The organism is Cryobacterium sp. MP_3.1 (assembly GCF_035984795.1).
Classification (GTDB): domain Bacteria; phylum Actinomycetota; class Actinomycetes; order Actinomycetales; family Microbacteriaceae; genus Cryobacterium; species Cryobacterium zongtaii.
Genome location: NZ_JAXCHV010000023.1, coordinates 1 through 20,924 on the forward strand (window position 1 = coordinate 1; position 20,924 = coordinate 20,924).

A 20,924-nucleotide genomic window follows, 5' to 3' on the forward strand; every position below is an offset into this window, starting at 1 on the left:
GACGCGGCCTGGATCAACAAACCCGCCGCTCAGGAAGAAGCGCCGAAACTAGCCGCCTAAACTCACGCTGGCCTCATTCACCTTGACAAATTCCGGTGCGGATTGGCGGCCGGGCGAGCCTGAGTTCCGGCTGATCATTTGCCGCGGCCGGAATACCTTGCCCTGTCGCAGAGTTTGCTGAACGGGACGCGTGTTCGACAACGGCGGCACAGCCGCGCATCCACTGCGTCCGCATCCCACAGATATAAGGAGCACCACGTGAGTCTTTTCACCCCGCTGAACCTCGGCGCCCTCGAACTGCCCAACCGAATGGTCATGGCACCGTTGACCCGGATGCGGTCAGGGGTCGACGGCATTCCGGGTGCGCTCAACATCGAGCACTATCGCCAGCGGGCCACCCTCGGCTTGATCGTGTCAGAGGGTGTCTACCCCGATAAGGCCGGCCAGGGCTTCCCGGGCCAGCCGGGCCTGGTCACCACCGAACAGGTCGCCGGCTGGGCCAAGGTCGCCGACGCCGTGCACGCCTCCGGTGGCCGCATCGTGGCCCAGGTCATGCACGCCGGCCGCGTTTCTCATCCCGAGATCACCGGAGGGCTCCAGATCGTCGCCCCCAGCGCCATCGCCATCCAGGGCGAGAGCCACACCTACAAGGGCAAGCTGCCTTACCCTGTGCCGCGCGCACTGACTGGCGAGGAACTGCCCGGCATCATCGACGGCTTCGTACAGGCGTCTCGCAACGCCGTTGCGGCCGGCCTCGACGGAGTCGAAATACACTCCGCCAACGGGTACCTGCTGCACGAATTCCTTTCGCCGGCCTCCAACCAGCGCGATGACATCTATGGCGGCTCGGCCGAGAACCGGGCCCGTTTCGTGATCGAGGTCGTGACGGCCGTCGCCGCGGCGATCGGCGCCGACAGGGTGGGCATCCGTATCTCGCCCCAGCACAACATTCAGGATGCCCTTGAGACCGACGACGCCGACGTTCTGGCCACCTACGGTGCGTTGGTCGACGGCCTGGCGCCGCTGGGACTGGCCTACCTCAGCGTTCTGAACCGGGACCCCGCGGGCGAACTGGTGCGCACGCTGCGCAGCCGGTTCGGCGGCCCGCTGCTGGTCAACACCGGTTTCAGCGCCGTGACCACCCGCGAGGAGGCTATCGCCCTGCTCGACGACGGTCTCGGCGACGGTGTCGTCGTCGGTCGTGCCGTGATCGCCAACCCCGACCTCGTGCGCCGCTGGCTGGAGAACCTGCCGGTCAACGAGCCCAACCCGGCCACGTTCTACGGCCCGGATGCCGTCGGGTACACCGATTACCCGGCCTACGCGAGCTAGCCTCTCCCGCGGCGCGCCCGCGCGCTACAACCGAAACGGCCCCCTGCTGCAGGGGGCCGTTTTGTGTGCCGCGAGGTGTTTACAGGCGGGCGAGCCGTGCGGCGGCGTCCTCGAGCACGTCGACGCGCTTGCAGAACGCGAACCGCACGAGCGACGCGTACTGCGCCCTGTGCTCGGGCAGGCAGAACGCCGAGATCGGGATCCCGACCACCCCGGCCAGATCGGGCAGTGCGCGGCAGAACTCGACGGCGTCGGGATGGCCGAGGGGCGCGGCATCCGCCACGATGAAATACGAACCCTGCGGCACCGCGAGAGTGAACCCCGCCGCGCCGAGCCCGCCGGCCAGCACATCGCGCTTGGCCTGCAGGTCGGCGGCGATGCCGGTGTAGTAGGCGTCGGGCAGGTCGAGTCCGATCGCCGTGGCCGGCTGGAACGGGGCGCCGTTGACATAGGTGAGGAACTGCTTGACGGCGAGGATCGCCGTGACGATGGCCGCCGGGGCGCTCAACCAGCCGATCTTCCAACCCGTCGTGCTGAAGGTCTTGCCGGCGGAGGAGATCGTGACCGTGCGCTCACGGGCACCGGGCAGGGTCGCGACCGGCAGGTGGGCGATGCCGAAGGTGAGATGTTCGTAGACCTCGTCGGTCACGATGAGGGCGTCGTGCAGGTGCGCGAGCGCCACGATCAGTTCGAGGGTCTCGCGGGTGAAGACCGTGCCGGTGGGGTTATGCGGGTTGTTGATCAGGATGATCCGGGTGCGGTCGGTCACGACAGCCGCCAGCTCATCCAGGTCGGGCTGAAAGTCGGGGGAGTGCAGCCGCACCGTTCGATGCACGCCGCCGGCCAGGGCGATCAGGCCGCCGTAAGCGTCGTAGAACGGCTCGAAGGTCACCACCTCGTCGCCCGGCTCGAGCAGCGCCAGCAGAGTGGCGGAGAGCGCCTCGGTGGCGCCGGCGGTGACGAGCACCTCGGTGCCGGGGTCGACGGTCAACCCGTAGAAGCGCTGCTGGTGGCGCGCAATGGCCTCGAGCAGCACGGGTGCTCCCCGCCCGGGCGGGTATTGGTTGACGCCGTCGCGGATGGCCTGACGGGCGGCTTCGAGCACGACGGCAGGACCGTCCTCGTCGGGAAAGCCCTGACCCAGGTTGATAGCGCCGGTGCGCATGGCGAGGGCGCTCATCTCCGCGAAAATACTGGCCGAGACGGTGCCGTCGGCGGCGAGGAGCCCGGCGCCTCTGGCGGTGCGACGCCAGGCGCCGCCGATCGTCATGTGGTGACCTGCTGCATACCCCCAAATTTACGACATCCCGCCGGCCCCACTCACGCACCCGCCCGTCCGCCAGACTCCGTGCGGGTGGGCGCAACTCCGGCTCTTCCTGATTCCGTGTGAGGCCGCACCCCGCGAACACCGGTGCGGATGCGCGACCAGCGACGGATTGCCGGAGTCATGCAGGACGACGGCTGGGTTCGGGGTTGTGGATAACTTGCGCGCGGGGGAGGGCTGCTGTCATACGGTGGCGGGATGGTGATCGTGGGTGGTGGGCGACGAGGTGTCGGACGGATGGTTGCTGCTGCCTGTGTGGGTGGTCTGCTGTTGGGTGCGGCGGGCTGTACGGCGGCACCGAAGCCCGCGCCTCCGTCGCCCACGCCCACGATCATCCCCATCTTCGCTTCCGACGAGGAGGCGCTCGCCGCGGCCACTGAGGCCTATTCGAACTACCTCAGAGCGTCAGACGAGATCCTGATGGATGGCGGCCAAGACCCCGAGAGGATACGAGAATTCACTTCGACGGAGCTGGCGAACTCAGAAATCGGTAGTTATCGCGAAGCTCAGGCGCAGAACCTTCGCAGCACTGGAGGCAGTGCATTCTCGAATCTCACCATTCAGTCTGTTGAGCCTGGGCCGGGAACCAAGGATGTGGTGACGGCGTATGTGTGTTCTGACGTCTCTGTCGTGGATGTACTCAATGAAGCCGGCGAGTCGGTAGTTTCGGCCGACCGTCCAGACAGGACTCCGTTTGAAGTTACTTTCGATCTGACAGAGAACAGCGCTCCACGACTTGTAGTGGCCAGCGTCGCGGTGTGGAAGGGTGACGGAGTCTGCGGATGAGGTATCTGGTGGTGACTCTCACGGCGATGACCCTGCTTTTGTTGGTAGCTCCCGCCGCTGCGACGGCTGACGGCGGAGGCTGCAATCGATTGACGATTCAGACGGGCGTCTGCCCTAACGCATCTGCCGCCAACGGCGGGGTGGACCTCAGCGCAGACCGGGAGGTCAACACGCCAGGAGGCCAGGGGTCTGGTTCCGGCAACGGCCGCGACGGCGATGGCGGCGGCGGCTCGGGAGGCGGCGAGTGGGATGGGCTCCCTGACGGCGTCAGCCTGGTTCCCGGTGGAGTCCCCGTCGACCGGGGCGACGCATCCGGCGGGCTGGGGACGGGGCCGAGGCGCCAACCGATAGTGGCGCCGGCCGACCCCGCGGTGCCGGTGTGCCAGCCTCAGACTCCGTGCGATCCGGATCTGGTCGTGCGTGTTAGTGACCTGGTCAGTATCCCGGCCGACGCGCCCACGCAGGGGATGGAACCCAACGGGTGGCTCGTCGTCGGCGTTCCGGCCAATTTCTTCGCCACGGCGTCGGCCCATGTCCGGTCAGGATCCCTCCTCGGCGCCTCGGCCGAGGTGCGGTTCACCCCGGTGGGGTTCCGGTGGGACTACGGCGACGGAACGTCGCAAACGTCGGCTTCGGGCGGGGCGACCTGGGCGGCCCTGAACCTTCCCGAGTTCTCAGAAACCGCAACCAGTCACGTGTTCGAGAGCACCGGCACGCTGTCGATCGGGCTGGTCGTGTCGTATTCGGCCGAGTATCGCTTTGCCGGTGCCGAATGGCGCGACGTGCAGGGTCTGGTGCTGGTGCCGACCAGCCCGATCACCGCGATCGCCGACCGCGCCGGCACGGTTCTGGTGGCCGAGTCCTGCCTCGGCAACCCCGGCGGCCCCGGCTGCTGAGAGGCTTCGGGCCGCTGCAGGACCTCGTCGTTCCGCGAGCCGGGCAAGGTCACGGCTTCATCATTGATTGCTCCCAGTCTGCGCATATCAAACGTTCAGCTTTAGGCGAGAAGCTAGCTTCGCTTGGAAGGAGCACACCATGACCGACAACACTCAGGACCCGGGCACCACCCCCGACCAGCCTCAGGACAACACACCGTTCGAGGTCAACTCGTCGGGTGAAGCCGCAGCGCAGCCCACCGCAGCGCAGCCCACCGCCGCACAGCCGACCGCGGTGCAGCCCGCAGTTCCCCGCGCCGCCGACAACCAGCCCACCGAGGTGCTCGGTTCGAAAGACGCCACGGTCGCGACCCCGGCGCCCACGGCAGCTGAGCACCAGGCCGCCGCGCAGCAGGCAGCAGCGCACCAGGCCGCAGCCCAGCACGCTCAAGCAGCACAGCCGACGCACCCCTACACCCAGGCGCCCCCGGCCTACCCCACGGATGCCTTCGGCCGCCCGATTCCGGGCCCGGACGGGTCCACCCCGATTTACGCCCCGACCCCGGCGCAGCAGCAGGCCTACGCCAACGCGAGCGGCTACCCCGCGCAGCCGTCGGGTGCACCGAAGGCGCCCAAGGACCCCAACCGCCGCAAAGGCAACGTGGCCTTCGTCGCCGCGCTCGCCATCGCCGCCTTGGTCGGCGGGGTCTCCGCAGCCGGTGTTTCCGCCGTCGTCTACTCGAGCCAGAGCAACGGCACCCCGGCCAGCGAGGCCCAGGGCCCGAGCACGGTGGTCGTCAACAACACCGACAGCGTGAATGAGATCACCGCCGTCGCCGCCAAGGCATCGCCCAGTGTCGTCACCATCGAGGTCGCCGCGGGCGACTCCGGCGGATCCGGCTCCGGCGTCATCCTCAGCGAAGACGGTTACGTCCTGACCAACACCCACGTCGTCACGCTCGACGGCGCCGCCGCCGACGCGACCATCCAGGTGAAGGCCAGCGACGGCAAGCTGTACGCGGCCACCCTGATCGGCACCGACCCGGTTTCCGACCTCGCGGTGATCAAGCTCACCGACGCGTCAGACCTCACGCCCATCACCTGGGCGGATTCGAGCGATCTCAACGTCGGCGACACCGCCATCGCGATCGGTGCGCCCCTGGGCCTGTCCGGCACCGTCACCAACGGCATCGTGAGCGCCCTGAACCGCAGCATCACCGTGGCGTCCTCGGCCGCACCCACCACGCCCGATGAGACGACGCCAGACGAGGGTGACGGCAACTTCTTCAACTACGACCTGCCCAACCGGGACGGTTCGACGCCCGACACCCCGGACACCCAGGCCACCCAGAGCAGCATCTCGCTCGCGGTGATCCAGACGGATGCCGCGATCAACCCCGGCAACTCCGGCGGAGCCCTGCTCAACAGCAAGGGCGAACTGATCGGCATCAACGTCGCCATCGCCAACGCCGGTGGCAGCTCGACCGCCACCACCGCCGGGAGCATCGGTGTCGGCTTCTCGATCCCGGCCAACCTGGCCAAGCGGGTCTCGGACGAGATCATCGACACCGGATCTGCCACGCACGGCCTGCTCGGCGCCAGCGTCACCGGCGCCACCAGCACCGACAGCGACACCGTCGGCGCCCTCATCAGCGAGGTGTCGTCCGGCGGAGCCGCCCAGAAGGCCGGGCTGAAGGCCGGTGACGTCGTCACCAACTTCAACGGTGTTCCCATCACCGACGCGACCGACCTCACCGCCCAGGTGCGCACCCTCGCAGCCGGAGCCACCGCCGACCTCACCTACGTGCGGGAAGGCGAATCGGTGACGGTGTCAGTCACCGTCGGCGAGCTCACCAGCTAGCCCGGATCAGCTCCTTCCTTCCTCCTGCGCCGCCGGTCCTGCACCGGCGGCGCAGTTGTGTCCGGGGGGCGCGGCCGCCAGCTCGGAGGCGTGCACAGGTAACGCGGACCGAGTGAAAAGACTCGGCTGCTAGGCTCAGGCGATTGCCCGAATGAGTGGAAAGATGGCCAGCCCAGTGCACGAGAGCGCAGACACAGTGCTGATCGGCGTCTCGTACATCATGCCCGTGCTCAACGAGGCCAGCCATGTACGAGCCGCGGTCCAAAGCCTGCTCGAGCAGGACTACGACGGCCCGTTCGAGGTCACCTTGGCCCTGGGGCCGAGCATCGACGGCACCACCGAACTCGTCGAAGAGATGGCCGCGGTGGATCCGCGCATCCGCGTCGTCGCCAATGAAGTCGGGTCGACGCCGGCCGGCCTCAATATCGCCATTCGCGCGTCCACCTTCCCTGTCGTGATCCGCGTCGACGCCCACTCGGTGCTTCCGCGCGACTACGCCCGCATCGCCGTCGAGACACTGCAACGCACCGGCGCCGACAACGTCGGCGGCATCATGGATGCCCAGGGCACCGCCCCGTTCCAGCAAGCCGTGGCCCGCGCCTACGGCACCCGCATCGGCCTGGGCGGCACTCCGCTGCACGTCGGCGGCCCCGAGGGCGAAGCCGAGACCGTGTACCTCGGCTGCTTCCGCCGTGACAGCCTGCTGCGGGTGGGCATGTTCGACGAGGGCATCAAGCGCGGCCAGGACTGGGAACTCAACCGCCGCCTGCGCGAGCACGGTGGCTCGGTCTGGTTCACCCCGGCGCTGAAGGTCATCTACCGGCCGCGGCCCAGCCTGTCCCGCTTGGCCCGACAGATGGTCTCCACCGGACTGTGGCGCGGCGAACTGGCCCGCCGGTTCCCTGAATCCAACGGCCTGCGCTACTTCGCCCCACCCGTGATGGTGCTCGGCGTCACCATCGGCATCCTGCTCGGCCTCGCCGGCCTGGTGCAGGTCCTGCTGGGCGGACCGGGCTGGCTGCTGCTGGGCTTCCTGGCCCCGCTGGCCTACCTGCTCATCGTCGTGGCGGCCACCGTTGCGTCGACCCGCTCCGACGGCGTTCGTGTCGCGCTCTGGTTTCTCGTAGTCTTGCCGTGCATTCACTTCTGCTGGGGCATCGGCTTCCTGCTCGGTTACCTCAAGCTCACCACCAACATCTCGGCACACACGGGAAGACATCAATGACGTCTGGTTCGCCCAACACGGCTCGGCCCTCTTCGATCGCCGAGCTTCGTGCCGTCGCGCAACCTCCCGAGGTGCGGATGCGCGCCAACGCCGAGCACTGGACGGCGTCGCTGTACCTTCGTGACCTGTCGCCGTACCTCACCTGGCTGTTGCTGAAGACACGCATCTCGGCTAACGGCGTCACCGGCCTGATGATCCTCGTCGGCTGGTCCACGGCCGCGGCGCTGCTCATTCCCGGCATCTGGGGTGCGCTGCTGGCCCTGGTGCTCGGCCAGCTGCAGATGCTGGTCGACTGCTGTGACGGCGAGGTCGCCCGTTGGCGCAGGACATCGTCACCGGCCGGGGTGTTCCTCGACAAGGTCGGGCACTACTCGACCGAGGCCCTGATCCCCATCGCGCTGGGCATCCGCGCCGCCGCCTACCCGTTCGAAGCACCCGCCGACTTCCTGTTCACCACGCTCGGCCTGGCCCTGGCACTGCTGATCGTGCTCAACAAGGCTCTCAACGACATGGTGCACGTTGCCCGCGCCAACGCCGGCCTGCCCAAGCTCGCCGACAACAAGGGTGAGAAGGTGCCGCAGGCAGGCCTGATCGCCACCCTGCGCCGGTTGGCCCGGTTCCTGCCGTTCCACCGCCTGTACCACTCGGTGGAAATGACGATGGTGATCTTCGTCGCCGCAGTCATCGGCCTCGTCCTCGGTCAGCCGATCACCGACCGGGTCTTCCTCGCCGTCCTGGTTCCGCTCGCCTTCCTCGCTCTGATCGGCCACTTCCTGGCGATCATGGCCTCGAAGCGAGTGCGCTCCTGAGGTCAGGCGACAGCGTGCCCGTCACCATCGGTGTGGTCGTGCTCACTCAGGGCCGCCGCCCGGACGATCTCGAGCGCGGCATTCGCAGCCTGCTCGCCCAGGAAGACGTGCAGCTGGACATCATCTGCGTGGGCAACGGCTGGCAGCCCACCGGTCTGCCCAGTGGCGTCGCCGCGCTCGCCCTGCCCGAGAACTTGGGCATCCCCGCCGGCCGCAATCGCGGTGTGGAGCACGTCAGCGGCGACTACCTTTTCTTCCTCGATGACGATGCCAGCCTGCCGGATCCCCGGTTCCTGATCGATGCCGTGGGGGTGCTGCGTGCCGACCCCAGCATCGGTCTGCTGCAGCCTCAGGTCGTCGACCCGGCCGGCCTGACCGCGCCGCGCCGCTGGATTCCCCGCATCCGCAAGGGCGACGCCGCACACTCCAGTGCGGTGTTCTCGGTGTGGGAGGGTGCTGTGCTTCTGCCCAGACCCGTTTTCGACGCCACCGGCGGCTGGGCCGAACCGTTCTTCTACGCCCACGAGGGCATCGAGCTGGCCTGGCGGGTCTGGGACCAGGGACTGCGCACCTGGTACGCAGGCAACCTGGTGGCGAACCACCCGGTGATCCTGCCCACCCGGCACGCCGATTTTTACAGGCTCAACGCCCGCAACCGCGTCTGGATCGCCCGGCGTAACCTGCCACTGGCGCTGATACCGCTCTACGTGGGGTCCTGGACAGCGATCCAGGTGCTCCGCGGGGCCCGCAACCCGGCTGCCCTCACGGCCTGGTTCGGCGGCTGGTGGGAGGGGTGGGTCACCGACCCCGGCGAACGCCGTCCGCTGGCGAGCCGCACCATCTGGCGGATGACTCGCGCGGGCCGGCCCCCCGTCATCTGAGCGGGGCCTAACGATTGGCTACCGGTGCGCCCCGTCCGGGGGGCGGTAGGCCCTAGGTCCCGGCCCGGTGGGTAGGCTGGAGCAGTGGTAAGCAGCAAAGACGTCCGACTCGCAGCAAAGCTGGTGAAGGATGTGCTCGGTTCCCGCAAGGCTCAGCGCCTCCTCACCGAGCGCCTCGCCGTACGCGGCCCGCTGCCCGCCCATACTTTCAAGATCGCCGTGTACTTCGCGGACGGCCCGGTGAACCTCTACCAGATGCGCCAGTGGTACAAGCCACTCGCGAAGCTGGCCGAGACCTGGCCCGTGGTCGTTTTGAGCCGCACCGCCGGCGGCACGATGAAGCTGATCGAAGAGAGCCCGATCCCGGTCGCGTACGTGCGCAAGGTGTCCGACCTCGAACGAGTGATCGCCGAGCAGGACATCCGCATCGTCCTGTACGTCAATCAGAACTCCCGCAACTTCCAGATGATGCGCTACGGGCGCCGCTGGCACGTTTTCATCAACCATGGTGAGAGCGACAAGATGTACATGACCACGAACCAGTTCAAGGCATACGATTACTCGTTCGTGGCCGGTCAGGCCGCCGTCGCCAGGCTCGGCAAGGTGCTCTGGGACTACGACTTCGACAAGCGGGCCATAACGATCGGTCGGCCCCAGGCCGACCACTACTCGGGCCGGTTGCCGTTCACACCCGACGAGCGCACCGTTGTGCTCTATGCCCCCACCTGGGAGGGCGACCGCGCAGCCGCCGCGTACGGCTCCATCTCCTCGCACGGCGTGGCCCTGGTCACGGCCCTGTTGCGCAGCCCCCGGCACCGGTTGGTGTACCGCCCGCATCCGCGATCAGGTGTGGTCGACCACGAATACGGTCTGGCGAACAAGCAGATCATGGCCGCGATCAACACGGCGAACAGCCGTGATGCCAGCGCCCAGCACATCATCGACACCGGCGCGGAGCTTGGCTGGCAGCTCTCCGCCGCCGACGTCGCGATCGTCGACATCTCTGCGATGGTCTATGACCGCCTCGCATCGGGCAAACCGCTCATGGTGACTCGGCCGCTGAACCCTCTCGCCGCCATCGACACCAGCGGCTACCTGTCCGACTGCGAGTGGCTTGACGCGGGCGAGACCGCCGGTATCGTCGAAACCCTCGACGAGCTTGTGAACGACGACGGCGCCGAGCAACGTCTGCGCGTCTGGGTCGAGCAGTACTTCGGCGATCCCACGCCCGGTGCGCCGACGGCGCGGTTCCATGCCGCGATCGAACATCTGATGACCGAATGGGACCGGTTCGCCCAGGTGCACGCCGGCGACGACGACGGCCTCGCCGAGTTCGTCGAGGACGTCAGCGAGACCGAAGACGTCTAACCCTCCGAGGGTTCGACCTGGTCCGCGGGCACCGGCCGGCGGCGGAGCGGCCGGGGGAGTGCCCGGAGTGCGCCGTGGCCCAGCTGAGTGAGCCGGTTGCCGGGAATCACGGCGCCGTCGCGCAGCGTGATGGTGTGCGCCCGCGGGTCGAGCTCCGGGCGGAAGTCAGCGGGCGCCTGACCGAACGCAAGCCTGGACGAACCGATGACCCGCTTGCCGAGGATGTGGTTACCCATCCCGCCGATCACGGCGCCGATGCCGAACGGCACGGCCTTGCCGATCAGGCTGGCTCCGCCCTTGGCGGCGAACTGCCGGATGAAGGTGCGCTTGAGACGGTCCGTCAGCGGCCCCATGATGGCGCGGGGCAGGCTGGTGGTCACCAACTCTCCCCAGTAGGCAGTACGGGCCACCCCTCCGCCGGTGACCTGCCCGGCCAGCTGACGCACCAGGTCGGAGCCCTCGTGGCCGAGCATCATGGTCATCACGAGCGCCCTGGCGCGTTCGGGATCACTCACCGTGATCCCGTGCACCTCGCTGACGGACTGGGAGAAGAGAGCGGTCGCCTCAAGAAAGCCGGCCGTCTCGACGCCGGACAGGGCGAGCGTGATACCGGTGCCGACGCCGGGGATCACTGCCGTGGCGCCGACCGCGGCGCCGCCGCTGGTGACCGCGGCGAGATACCGTCGTTCCAGAATGCGCACAAGCTGTTCCGGCGAGGCATCGGGGTGACGGTGGCGAATGCTGCGGATGTGGGCGAGCACAGCGGGGCGATGAATCGCCATGACCCTGTCGAAACCGGTGGCGACGCCGGATGGCAGCTGGCCGCCCTGCGGCAGCCCGCCGGTGGGCGACAGCAGTGGTGTGGGCTTCTTAGCCATGGGGCGGTCCTCCTCGGGTGCAGAAGCACGAGTTTACGGTTCGAAACTGGGCATCGTCGAGGTAATTCCCAGCCAGATTGATGCGCTGTGGCCGTGACGAATCGTGGTCGGGTGACGTCTCAGGCCTTCTTGATGCCGTACTCGGCGTTGTACCGGTCGAGCACCTCGTTGATCGGGGCGTCGAGCACCAACTCGCCCTTGTCGAGGTAGAGGCCCCTGGCGCAGAACCGGCGCAGGTCGCGCTCGTTGTGCGACACGAAGAACAGGGTGCGTCCGCCGGCCAGGAGCTCTTCGATGCGGCGGTAGCACTTCTCGCGGAACGCCTTGTCGCCGACCGCCAGCACCTCGTCGACGAGGATGATCGGCTCCTCGAGCCTGGAGATCACGGCGAATGCGATACGCACCTTCATGCCGCTGGACAGGTGCTTGTACGGGGTGTCGATGAAGTCGGCGATCTCGGCGAACTCGATGATGTCGTCGAAGCGGGAATCGATCTGCTTGCGGGTCATGCCGTGCAGACCCGCCGTGAGGTACACGTTGTCGCGCACGGTGAGGTCGTCGACGAAGCCGCCCGTGATCTCGATCAGCGGGGCGACACCCTCGATGACGTTCACTGTGCCCTCGTCGGGCAGCACAACGCCCGTGACGAGCTTGAGCAGGGTGGACTTGCCCTGGCCGTTGCGGCCGACGACCCCGATCGCCTCACCGCGTTGCACGGTGAACGACACGTTCTGCAGCGCCCAGAACTCACCAGACCTGGTGCGGCGGCGGGTGCCGGCGAAGAGGTCTTTGAAGCTGCGGCGGCTGCGCCTATTCCGGCGGAACCTGATGCCGACGTCGTTCAGGGAGATGACGGTCTCGGTCATCAGATCTCCTTCAGCACGGCACGCTCGGTGCGGGAGAAGACCAGCAGGCCGATTCCGAGGAATGCCACCGACATGGCAGCGCTGACGGCCACGACGAACCAGTCCAGCTCGCCGGGGAAGAACGCGGCCCGGTACAGGCTGAAGATGCCGCTGAGCGGGTTGAACGCCGCCCAGAAGTGCAGCTGCTCCGGCAGGTCACTGGTGCCGTAGATGATCGGCGACGCGTAGAACAGAAAGCGCAGGATGAGTTTGACGGCACGCTCGAGGTCGCGGAAGAACACGACCAGTGGGGCCACGATGAGGCCGACTCCGGCCGTGAGCACGGCCTGGATGAGGATGGCCAGCGGGAAGAAGATCGCATCCATGTTGACCTCGGCGCCGGACCAGATCGCAAAGACGATCAGGACCGGAATGGCGGCGATGAACTCGATGCCCTTGGAAAGCACGAGCCGGTTGACCCAGATGGTGCGGGGGATCCGGGTGGACCTGATGAGTTTTGCCTCACGCAGGAAGGCCCGGGTGCAGTCGGAGATGGCCCCGTTGAACCACATCCACGGCAGCAGTGCAGCGAGCAAAAAGACGATGTACGGTTCGTTGCCAACGGTGCGCTGGAAGACCTGGGTGAAGACGAACCAGTAGATTCCGGCCATCACCAACGGGTCGAGGATAGACCAGAAGTAGCCGAGCACGGAGGTGGAGTACCGCACCCGCAGGTCCCGCTGGGTCAACAACCAGAGGGAATGACGGTACCGCGCAAACGGGGTGCGCTGTTCAGGACGCACCTGAGCGTAACTACTCACGCGCTCTATCGTATGGGAGCGGATCGGGGCGCCGCGCCATCGACGCGACCGCCCCGCGGCTCCAGGCTGATCAGACGAAGAGGTTGGCGCGCTCGAGGTCTTCGGCGAAGTCGACCTCGACGGCGTAGAAGTCGGAGATGTCGACGGGCTCGACGAGCATGCGGTTCTTCTCGATCGCGAGCTCGATGCCGCGTTCGAAGTAGTCCTGGTCGCCGACCTTGCTGAGGTGGTGGATGAGCATGGGCTTGTCAGCGGCAGACACGTAGTTGATGCCGACAGCCTCGCCGAGCCCGTTCTTCACGGTCTTCGACAGCTCCTTGATGTAGCCTTCGGCGCTCGTCGTGTACTTGACTTCCTCGTCAGACACCTTCGACGTGTTCACCGTGACGAAGGACTGGTCGCGCTTCATCATCGCGGCAGCGCGATCGAGGATAGCGGGATCGAAGACGACGTCGCCGTTCATCCACAGCACGCCGCCGCTGGCGGACGCGCGGAGGGCGCGCAGCAGGCTCTTCGACGTGTTGGTCACGTCGTACTGCTCGTTGTAGACGAAGGATGCCTGCGGGAAAGCCTCGATGATGTGCTCGAGCTTGTAGCCGACGACGATGGTGACCTTGGTCTTCTTGCCGAAGGCGTGCTCGATGTTGTCGAACTGCTGCTGCATGATCGTGCGGCCGTCGTTGAGTTCGGTCAGCGGTTTGGGAAGGGAGCGGCCGAGGCGGCTGCCCATTCCTGCTGCAAGTATTACTACCTGGGTGGTCACGAATATCTCCTAAGAAAGATCTGGGTGGCCCCGCAGCGGTCGGACGTTTTCGCCGAGTTTGCCTGCGGTTCACCCCTAAGTTCACGTATAGACACACCGTTATGCCACCTTCAGACTACCCGACGACCCCGTTCTGGGGGAAGAGACGGTCAGAGGCGTGTCCTGATCGTGACGATTGGTGCGGCCCTGTGACCTGCGATTCCGGTACGAGTTTTGGTGGGAATCCGCCTGCGACCGCCGCCAGCCTCAGCGAGGTCAGACGGTCCTTGGTAAGTTAGCGAGGTGACTCCAGTGCCTCCGAACTCCGAGCCTGACGAGCGGACTCCGGTCTTGCCCGTTCCCGATACGGAGCCGGAACGCGAGGGTAGTGCCATCGAACACAACGCCCCTGCGAACCGAGCCCCTGAGCCCGATTCCCTTTCAACGACAGCACCGACCACCGGCGCGTTGCCGCCTCGCAAGCCTCCGGTGCGCCGCACCCCCCGAACCACGACGTCCCCGGCCGGAGGGGCGTCGAACGCGCCCGCCGCATCCGGCGCCGACACATCGGTTCCGGCCGACGCAGCAACCCCCGACGGCTCGGCAACCCCGGTGAAGCCTGCGCGCAGCACGACCCGCGCCCCGCGCACCCCCGCGACTCCGCGAGCCACGTCGACGCCCCGCGCTCCGGCCAAGAAGAAGCCGGCCGCCGCCGCGCTGGCGGAGGACGTGTCGGTACCGACGACGACGCCCGTGACCCCGGCCGCCGCCGAACCCGCGACGTCCCCGGCCCGCGTCACGGTGACGCGCACCCCCGCTGCCCGCAAGGCGCCGGTGAAGCCCGCGGTGGCCAAGGCCACCAGGCTGCCGGCCACGACGACGTCCACAGCCGATACCGCGGAGGCCGTCGAGGCCGCCGCCGCGGCCTCTGAGCAGGACCTGCCCGCCGGCCCCGTGGAGGTCGGCCCCGAGAAGCCCAAGACCGCGGCCGCCCGCTCGAGCAGCGCCCGGACCGCGGCCTCGAAGGCCGCTGCAGCCAAGGCCGCTGCCGCCAAGACCGAATCGGCCACCAAAGCCGGCGCGGCCCGCGCCGCAGCGACCAAGTCCGCCGCGGCGAAGTCTGCCGCCGCCAGGACCGCCGCCACAGCGTCTGCACGTGCCGCCACCGCGGCTGCCGCCGCCGCCGCTGCGGCACGATCGGCTGCCGTCGACGACGCGCCAGCCGCTGCGGAATCCGTCACTGAAGAGCCCGTAACGAAAGCGCCCGTCACCGCAGTGCCCGACCCGGCCGCGCCCGCTACACCCGGGCCCGACGCCACGATGGTGCTGCCGGTCGTGCCGGCCGCCCCCGCGTCCTCCGCCGACGACGAGACCGTCGTCTTGACGACGCCGGCCTCGCCGGATTCCGACGACACCGTTGTGCTCACCGTGACCCCGGCGACCAGCGCCCCCGCCACCGAGCCGGCCCCACCCGCGAAGCGGCCGTTCTGGCGGCTGCCCAGGTTTGCTCCGAAGCAGACCGAGGCCGTGTCTCCGACCGACCTCGGCGTTGCAGAGCGCACGGATGCCGCGACAGCCGAGGCACCAGCGCGCCCCGAACCCGTCGTCGGTGCCACGGCACAGCGCATCCCGCCGGTCGTGCGCAAGCCGATGGCCCCGCGCACCGGCGCATCCGCCGTCATCGGTGCGTCCCCTCGCGTGGAGATCGCGGTCAGCGGGCTGAACAAGAGCTTCGGCCAGAACGTGGCCGTCGCCGACGTCAACCTCGAGGTTCGGGCCGGGTCGTTCTACGGCATCGTCGGCCCCAACGGCGCGGGTAAGACCACCACGCTGTCGATGATCACCGGGCTGCTGCGGCCGGACTCCGGTTCGATCCAGGTGCACGGCGTGGACGTGTGGGCCGACCCGATCGCCGCCAAGCGCACCATTGGAGTGCTCCCGGACCGGCTGCGGCTGTTCGACAGGCTCACCGGTGCACAGCTTCTCTACTACTCCGGCGTACTGCGGGGCCTGGAGAGCGAAACCGTGCGTGCCCGGTCCGCTGACCTGGCCGCGGCGTTCGGTCTCGAGGATGCTCTCAACCGCCTGGTCGCCGACTACTCGGCGGGCATGACCAAGAAGATCGCCCTGGCCTGCGCGATGATCCATTCGCCGCGCGTGCTGGTGCTCGACGAACCGTTCGAATCGGTCGACCCGGTGTCGGCCGTGAACGTCACCGAGATTCTGCAGCGCTACGTCGCTGCCGGCGGAACGGTGATTCTCTCCAGCCACGGCATGGACCTCATCCAGAGGGTGTGCGACCACGTGGCGATCATTGTGCAGGGCTCGGTGCTGGCCGCGGGAACGATCGACGAGGTGCGCGGCAACGTGTCACTCGAAGAACGCTTCGTCGACCTCGCCGGCGGACGAAAGGTTGCGGAGGGCCTGGAGTGGTTGCACAATTTCTCGGACTGAAACTGAGGCTGCTCGCCAATCTGTTCCGGCGTAGCCCCTGGCAGGTCGTTGGAGTGGTGCTCGGCCTGCTCTACGGACTGCTCGTCGCCGCGGCCCTGGTGGCCATGCTCATCACGTTCCGGTTCGTCGACGACGTCGGCGCCATCCGGGAGGGCCTCATCGTGGCCGGTTCGCTGGTGGTGCTCGGCTTCTTCCTCGTACCGCTCGTCTTCGGCGTGGACGACAGCATGGACCCGCGCAAATTCTCCACCCTGGGCGTCCCGAACAGGCAGCTGTCGTTCGGCCTCGCCGTGTCCGCACTCGTCGGCGTCCCAGCGACCACCCTCGCGCTGGTGCTGTTGGGCACCATCGTCACCTGGTCCAGGGGAGTGGGGGAGACCCTGTTCGCCATCCTGGCGGCCGCGCTGCTTCTGGCGACCTGCATGCTCGCCTCCCGGGTGAGCACGTCCATCTCGGCATTCCTGCTGTCCACCCGCCGTGCCCGCGAGTTCACCGGCATCATCGGCATCCTGCTGATCGTCATGATCACCCCCGTGGTGGTCCTGCTGGTGAATGTGGACTGGAGCAAATACGGGCTCGACGTGCTGGGCGGTTTCGCGAGCATCCTCGGCTGGACGCCGCTGGGCGCAGCGTGGGCCGTGCCGGGTGACGCCGCTGTCGGCGACTGGGGGATCGCCTTCCTCAAGCTCCTCATCGCCGCCGCGACCGTGTACCTGCTCTGGCTCGCCTGGCAGGGTCTGGTGGCCCGGATGCTCGTCACCCCGGGCCGCGAGGCTCAGGCCAAGGCCTACGGCGGCCTGGGCTGGTTCGACCGGATGCCGCACAACCCGATCGGTGCGATCGCCGCCCGCAGCATCACCTACTGGGGCCGCGACCCGCGCTACTGGGTGTCGCTGATCATGATCCCCATCGTCCCGGTCCTGGTGATCCTGCCTCTCGTCTTCGCGGGCATGCCCTTCGAATACCTGGTCCTCGTTCCGGTGCCGCTGATGTGCGTCTTCCTCGGTTGGACGCTGCACAACGACGTCGCGTATGACCACACCGCCATCTGGCTGCACGTGGTCTCCGGACCGCGCGGGGTGGCCGACCGCGTCGGCCGGCTCGTTCCGGCGCTCTTCGTGGGCATCCCGTTGATCGGGCTCGGCTCGGCCGTCAGCGTCAGCGTGCACGGGGACTGGGCGGTGCTGCCCGGTCTGCTCGGCGTGAGCACCTGCATCCTGCTCGCCGGGCTGGGCTTCTCCAGCTTCACGTCGGCCCGGTTCCCCTACCCGGCGACCAAGCCCGGGGACAGCCCGTTCGCGCAGCCGCAGTCGTCGGATACCGCCGCCGCGATCATCCAGTCCTTCACCTTCGTCGGGTCCATCGTGGTGGCCCTGCCGGCCATCGTGTGCGCCGTTCTGGGTGTCTTCGTGGATCCGCTGTGGAACCTGCCGGCTCTCTACTGGGGGCTCGGCATCGGCTTCGTCATGCTGATCGGCGGGGTGTGGCTGGGCTCGCGGACCTTCGAACGTCGTGGTCCCGAAATGCTCTCCTCCGCATTGCGCGCGTAGCTGCATACACTTGATTCCATGACACACGACATTCGCGCGAGCATCGCAGAGCCCGGCCGCGGCCCAGACATTGGTGGCGGAACATCCACCCTCGATCGTGAACTCGAGGAACTGCTCAACCAGGAGCAGATCGAGCCCGGTGACCACGAACGCTTTTCGCACTACGTGCCGAAGGACAAGATCCTCGAGTCGGCTATGACCGGCAAGCCGGTCAAGGCGTTGTGTGGCAAGAAGTGGCTGCCGGGCCGCGACCCCGAGAAGTTCCCGGTCTGCCCGACCTGCAAGTCAATCTACGAAAAGATGAAGCAGGACTAACCCGTTCGTTGGCCGGGCCTGTCGACACTCCGCTAGCGGAACACCGTCGGGATGACGGCGTCGCCGCGGCCGAGCCTGAACGCATCGATGGGCAGCTCACGCATCGCCGCGGCGTTCTGCTCGCGGGCCAGCCGGGTGCCGGCTGCGCCCACGTAGCGTTCGTCGACAACCCCGGCCTCCATGAGCGGCACCAGCAACGACCGCTCCGTGGCTCCGGCCGCGTGGGGTTCGTGGGCCTCCACCGGTGCGTCCGTCGGGCCGTTCGCCGCCACCATGACGACCTCCTCGCGCGCCGTTCCTGTCGCGTCCAGCAGCCGCACAGCGCTCTTGCGGCCGCCGACCGAGGCCTTCGAGGCCGAGGTTTTCGCCACCGAAACCCACTCGTCTGCAGTGTTCCGGTGTGCCACCAGCTTGTAGACCATGCCGGCGGCCGGTGCGCCGGACCCTGTCACGAGTGAGGTGCCCACCCCGAAGGCATCCACCGGCGACGCGGACAGCGCGGCGATCGAGTACTCGTCCAGGTCGCTGGTGACGGTGATCTGGGTGTTCACGGCGCCGAGCGAGTCCAGCTGGGCGCGTGCGGCGGCGGCGACGGTGGGAAGGTCGCCGGAGTCGATGCGGATTGAACCCAGCCCGGTGCCGGCCACGGAGACGGCCAGTTCGATGCCGCGCTCGATGTTGTAGGTGTCGACCAGCAGCGTGGTCGACGCGCCGAACGCATCCACCTGGGCGCGAAAGGCGTCCTCTTCGGTGTCGTGCAGCAGGGTGAAGGAATGCGCGGCGGTGCCCATGGTGGGGATACCCCAGCTCCGGCCGGCTTCGAGGTTGCTGGTGGAGGCGAACCCGGCGATGTACGCGGCGCGGGCAGCGGCCACGGCGGAGTGTTCGCCCGTGCGGCGGGATCCCATCTCGGCCAGCGGCCGGCCCAGGCTCACCGACACCATGCGGGCGGCGGCGCTGGCCACGGCGCTGTCGTAGTTGAGCACGCTGAGGATCAGGGTCTCGAGCACGACGCACTCGGCGAAGGTGCCGTCGACCTGGATCAGGGGCGATCCCGGGAAGTACGCGTCACCCTCGCGGTATCCCCAGATGTTGCCGCTGAAGGAGTAGTCCGCCAGCCAGTCGAGGGTGGGCGGGCGCACCACATTGTTGGCGCGCAGCCAGTCGAGTTCAGCGTCGCCGAACCTGAAATCGCGGATCAGGTCGAGCAGGCGGCCGGTGCCGGCCACGATTCCATACCGTCGGCCCGCGGGCAGACGCCGGGCGAAGGCCTCGAACATGCACTCTCGGTTCGCGGTGCCGCTCTGGATCGCGGCATCCACCATGGTGAGTTCATAGCGGTCGGTTCGAAAGGCAGAAGTCTCGGTCACGCGAGAAGCCTATCCGCCCGCTGGGACCCGGGCTGGGCGCCCAGTGCACACTCTCCCGTCGCCCGTTCGCCGAGAAGCGCCAAACGGCCCCTTCAGGTGCCTTGAAGGGGCCGTTTCGCGCAACTCGTGGATGCCCGGTCGGGCCGGTATCCGGGCGCCAGCGCCTACAGGGCGCCGAAGGCGACGATGCAGTTCTGGCCGCCGAAGCCGAACGCGTTCACCAGGGCGTGCTTGATGGGCTGGATGCGCGCGGTGAGCGGCGTGTAATCCAGGGTGCAGTCCGGGTCGGGGGTGCGCAGGTTGATCGTGGGCGGCACAATGCCGTTCTTGATCGACAGGGCGCCGACCAGGGCCGACAGGGCTCCGGCAGCGCCGATCATGTGCCCGGTCATCGACTTGGGCGCGGTGATGGAGATCTTGTCGGCGAAGTGGCGCAGTGAATTGCGGATCGCGAGGGTCTCCGCCTTGTCGTTGGCCTGGGTGGAGGTGCCGTGGGCCACGATCATGTCGATGTCGGCCGGGTTGAGCCGGCTCTTGTCCAGGGCTCGGGTGATCGCCTGGCTGGCGTACGTGCCCGACGGGTCGGGGGCCACGATGCTGAAGCCGTCGCTGGTGAGCGCCCCACCGAGCACCTCGGCGTAGACGCGGGCGCCCCGGGCGCGGGCGTGGGAGAGCAGCTCCATGACGAACACCACGGCGCCCTCGCCGAAGACCAGTCCGTTGCGGTTGGCGTCGAACGGGCGGCTGGCCTCGGTGGGTTCATCGTTATGGGTGGATGCGGCGTGCATGGCGTTCAGCCCGGCGAACATCACCGGGGTGATGGCGGCCTCGACACCGCCGGCGATCACGACGTCGGCGTCGCCCGTGACGAGCATGGTGCGCGCCTCGAGGAGGGCGTAGGCGCCGCTCGCGCAGGCCAGGGCGCTGGCGTTCACCGGGCCGTGCACGCCCAGGTCGATGGCGATCTCGCAAGCGGCCATGTTCATCAGCGATTGCGGAACGAAGCGGGGCGAGATGCGGCGGGCGCTGCCGGCGTTGACGTGCTCGGTGGCATCCTGGATCTCGGCGTAGCCGGACACGGCGCTATTGACGATGACGCCGGTGTGGATACCCTCCATCGACGGCCCGAAGCCGGCGTCCGCGACGGCCTCGCGGGCAGCGGCGATCGCGAGCTGGGAGGCGCGCGAGGCCCGCTTGACCTGCTTGATCGACATCCGCGTGGCCGGGTCGAAGCCCTTCACCTCACCGGCGATCTGGGTGGGCAGGTCGGTGGCGTCGAACTGCGTGATGCGGGCGACACCGCTGCGGCCGTTGGTCAGGCCGTCCCAGGTTTCGGTCCACGAATTACCGAGGGGCGTCAGTGCGCCCAGTCCGGTGATTACGACTCGATCATTCATGACGATCATCTCCTCAGACGGCGCGAGGGACGTCTCCGGTGCGGGCTCTGCCTGGTTGGCCTGGCCCATATGCCGAGTGTAGTTACGGCTA

Annotated in this window: 18 protein-coding genes; 11 read left to right on the forward strand and 7 right to left on the reverse strand. The window is 67.9% G+C overall.

Annotated features, from left to right (window positions below; genetic code table 11):
• Positions 1–258 precede the first annotated feature (258 nt).
• Positions 259–1,332, forward strand: coding sequence for an alkene reductase (locus RCH12_RS13565; protein ID WP_103432581.1), 1,074 nt, complete (start codon positions 259–261; stop codon positions 1,330–1,332).
• Between the two features lie 79 nt (positions 1,333–1,411).
• Here RCH12_RS13565 and RCH12_RS13570 read toward each other — a convergent pair whose 3' ends face one another.
• Complete coding sequence (locus RCH12_RS13570; protein ID WP_327017203.1) at positions 1,412–2,602, reverse strand: aminotransferase class I/II-fold pyridoxal phosphate-dependent enzyme; 1,191 nt, start codon at positions 2,600–2,602, stop codon at positions 1,412–1,414.
• 252 nt (positions 2,603–2,854) lie between these two features.
• Here RCH12_RS13570 and RCH12_RS13575 point away from each other — a divergent pair, with 252 nt between their 5' ends.
• From RCH12_RS13575 to RCH12_RS13605, 7 genes are all read left to right on the forward strand, one after another.
• Complete coding sequence (locus RCH12_RS13575) at positions 2,855–3,442, forward strand: hypothetical protein (RefSeq protein ID WP_327017204.1); 588 nt, start codon at positions 2,855–2,857, stop codon at positions 3,440–3,442.
• A gap of 350 nt (positions 3,443–3,792) precedes the next feature.
• Entirely contained in the window at positions 3,793–4,338 is a 546-nt protein-coding gene (locus RCH12_RS13580) for a hypothetical protein (RefSeq protein ID WP_327017205.1), read from the forward strand.
• Between the two features lie 139 nt (positions 4,339–4,477).
• Positions 4,478–6,178 (forward strand): S1C family serine protease, encoded by a 1,701-nt coding sequence (locus RCH12_RS13585; protein WP_327017206.1) that lies wholly within the window; start codon positions 4,478–4,480, stop codon positions 6,176–6,178.
• Positions 6,179–6,341: 163 nt separating this feature from the next.
• Positions 6,342–7,403 (forward strand): glycosyltransferase family 2 protein, encoded by a 1,062-nt coding sequence (locus RCH12_RS13590; RefSeq protein ID WP_240632396.1) that lies wholly within the window; start codon positions 6,342–6,344, stop codon positions 7,401–7,403.
• Positions 7,400–8,212 (forward strand): CDP-alcohol phosphatidyltransferase family protein, encoded by an 813-nt coding sequence (locus tag RCH12_RS13595; RefSeq protein WP_088455539.1) that lies wholly within the window; start codon positions 7,400–7,402, stop codon positions 8,210–8,212. Before RCH12_RS13590 ends, RCH12_RS13595 begins: the two co-directional genes overlap by 4 nt.
• Positions 8,213–8,226: 14 nt before the next feature.
• On the forward strand, positions 8,227–9,093 hold the full coding sequence (locus RCH12_RS13600) for a glycosyltransferase family 2 protein (RefSeq protein ID WP_327017207.1): 867 nt from the start codon (positions 8,227–8,229) through the stop codon (positions 9,091–9,093).
• A gap of 84 nt (positions 9,094–9,177) precedes the next feature.
• Positions 9,178–10,461 (forward strand): hypothetical protein, encoded by a 1,284-nt coding sequence (locus tag RCH12_RS13605; RefSeq protein ID WP_327017208.1) that lies wholly within the window; start codon positions 9,178–9,180, stop codon positions 10,459–10,461.
• On the opposite strand, the gene RCH12_RS13610 is transcribed toward RCH12_RS13605, so the two are convergent.
• The 4 genes from RCH12_RS13610 to RCH12_RS13625 all read right to left on the reverse strand — a co-directional run bounded on the left by RCH12_RS13610 (position 10,458) and on the right by RCH12_RS13625 (position 13,768).
• Entirely contained in the window at positions 10,458–11,339 is an 882-nt protein-coding gene (locus RCH12_RS13610; protein ID WP_327017209.1) for a hypothetical protein, read from the reverse strand. The two genes, RCH12_RS13605 and RCH12_RS13610, sit on opposite strands and share 4 nt — an antisense overlap.
• A gap of 119 nt (positions 11,340–11,458) precedes the next feature.
• Positions 11,459–12,205 carry an ABC transporter ATP-binding protein gene (locus RCH12_RS13615; protein ID WP_327017210.1) on the reverse strand — a complete coding sequence of 249 codons (747 nt, stop codon included), beginning with the start codon at positions 12,203–12,205 and terminating at the stop codon, positions 11,459–11,461.
• A complete protein-coding gene (locus RCH12_RS13620; RefSeq protein WP_243399305.1) occupies positions 12,205–13,005 on the reverse strand; it encodes an ABC transporter permease in 801 nt (266 codons plus the stop codon). The genes RCH12_RS13615 and RCH12_RS13620 overlap by 1 nt, the downstream gene beginning before the upstream one ends.
• 70 nt (positions 13,006–13,075) lie before the next feature.
• Entirely contained in the window at positions 13,076–13,768 is a 693-nt protein-coding gene (locus RCH12_RS13625) for a phosphocholine cytidylyltransferase family protein (protein WP_088455544.1), read from the reverse strand.
• Positions 13,769–14,236: 468 nt separating this feature from the next.
• Between RCH12_RS13625 and RCH12_RS18555 the strand changes: the two genes are divergently transcribed.
• The 3 genes from RCH12_RS18555 to RCH12_RS13640 are packed head-to-tail and all read left to right on the forward strand — an operon-like array spanning position 14,237 to position 18,066.
• Positions 14,237–16,201 carry an ATP-binding cassette domain-containing protein gene (locus RCH12_RS18555; protein ID WP_442784579.1) on the forward strand — a complete coding sequence of 655 codons (1,965 nt, stop codon included), beginning with the start codon at positions 14,237–14,239 and terminating at the stop codon, positions 16,199–16,201.
• Positions 16,177–17,751, forward strand: coding sequence for a hypothetical protein (locus tag RCH12_RS13635; RefSeq protein WP_207795564.1), 1,575 nt, complete (start codon positions 16,177–16,179; stop codon positions 17,749–17,751). Before RCH12_RS18555 ends, RCH12_RS13635 begins: the two co-directional genes overlap by 25 nt.
• Positions 17,752–17,769: 18 nt before the next feature.
• Entirely contained in the window at positions 17,770–18,066 is a 297-nt protein-coding gene (locus RCH12_RS13640; protein WP_088455545.1) for a DUF3039 domain-containing protein, read from the forward strand.
• Positions 18,067–18,098: 32 nt separating this feature from the next.
• Here the strand turns inward: RCH12_RS13640 and RCH12_RS13645 are convergent, their stop codons facing one another.
• Together RCH12_RS13645 and RCH12_RS13650 are read right to left on the reverse strand one after the other, a co-directional pair.
• Positions 18,099–19,436 (reverse strand): nicotinate phosphoribosyltransferase, encoded by a 1,338-nt coding sequence (locus RCH12_RS13645; protein WP_327017211.1) that lies wholly within the window; start codon positions 19,434–19,436, stop codon positions 18,099–18,101.
• Between the two features lie 164 nt (positions 19,437–19,600).
• The gene (locus RCH12_RS13650) at positions 19,601–20,902 is read right to left on the reverse strand and encodes a beta-ketoacyl-[acyl-carrier-protein] synthase family protein (protein ID WP_207795563.1); all 1,302 of its coding nucleotides are present in this window, start codon (positions 20,900–20,902) and stop codon (positions 19,601–19,603) included.
• Positions 20,903–20,924: the final 22 nt, after the last annotated feature.

What these genes read in the sequence shown, in the direction of transcription:
- RCH12_RS13570 (WP_327017203.1), bottom strand. Translation starts at nt 2,602, where the DNA reads ATGACGATCGGCGGCGCCTGGCGTCGCACCGCCAGAGGCGCCGGGCTC.
- RCH12_RS13575 (WP_327017204.1), top strand. Translation starts at nt 2,855, where the DNA reads ATGGTGATCGTGGGTGGTGGGCGACGAGGTGTCGGACGGATGGTTGCT.
- RCH12_RS13585 (WP_327017206.1), top strand. Translation starts at nt 4,478, where the DNA reads ATGACCGACAACACTCAGGACCCGGGCACCACCCCCGACCAGCCTCAG.
- RCH12_RS13590 (WP_240632396.1), top strand. Translation starts at nt 6,342, where the DNA reads ATGGCCAGCCCAGTGCACGAGAGCGCAGACACAGTGCTGATCGGCGTC.
- RCH12_RS13595 (WP_088455539.1), top strand. Translation starts at nt 7,400, where the DNA reads ATGACGTCTGGTTCGCCCAACACGGCTCGGCCCTCTTCGATCGCCGAG.
- RCH12_RS13610 (WP_327017209.1), bottom strand. Translation starts at nt 11,339, where the DNA reads ATGGCTAAGAAGCCCACACCACTGCTGTCGCCCACCGGCGGGCTGCCG.
- RCH12_RS13615 (WP_327017210.1), bottom strand. Translation starts at nt 12,205, where the DNA reads ATGACCGAGACCGTCATCTCCCTGAACGACGTCGGCATCAGGTTCCGC.
- RCH12_RS13640 (WP_088455545.1), top strand. Translation starts at nt 17,770, where the DNA reads ATGACACACGACATTCGCGCGAGCATCGCAGAGCCCGGCCGCGGCCCA.
- RCH12_RS13650 (WP_207795563.1), bottom strand. Translation starts at nt 20,902, where the DNA reads ATGGGCCAGGCCAACCAGGCAGAGCCCGCACCGGAGACGTCCCTCGCG.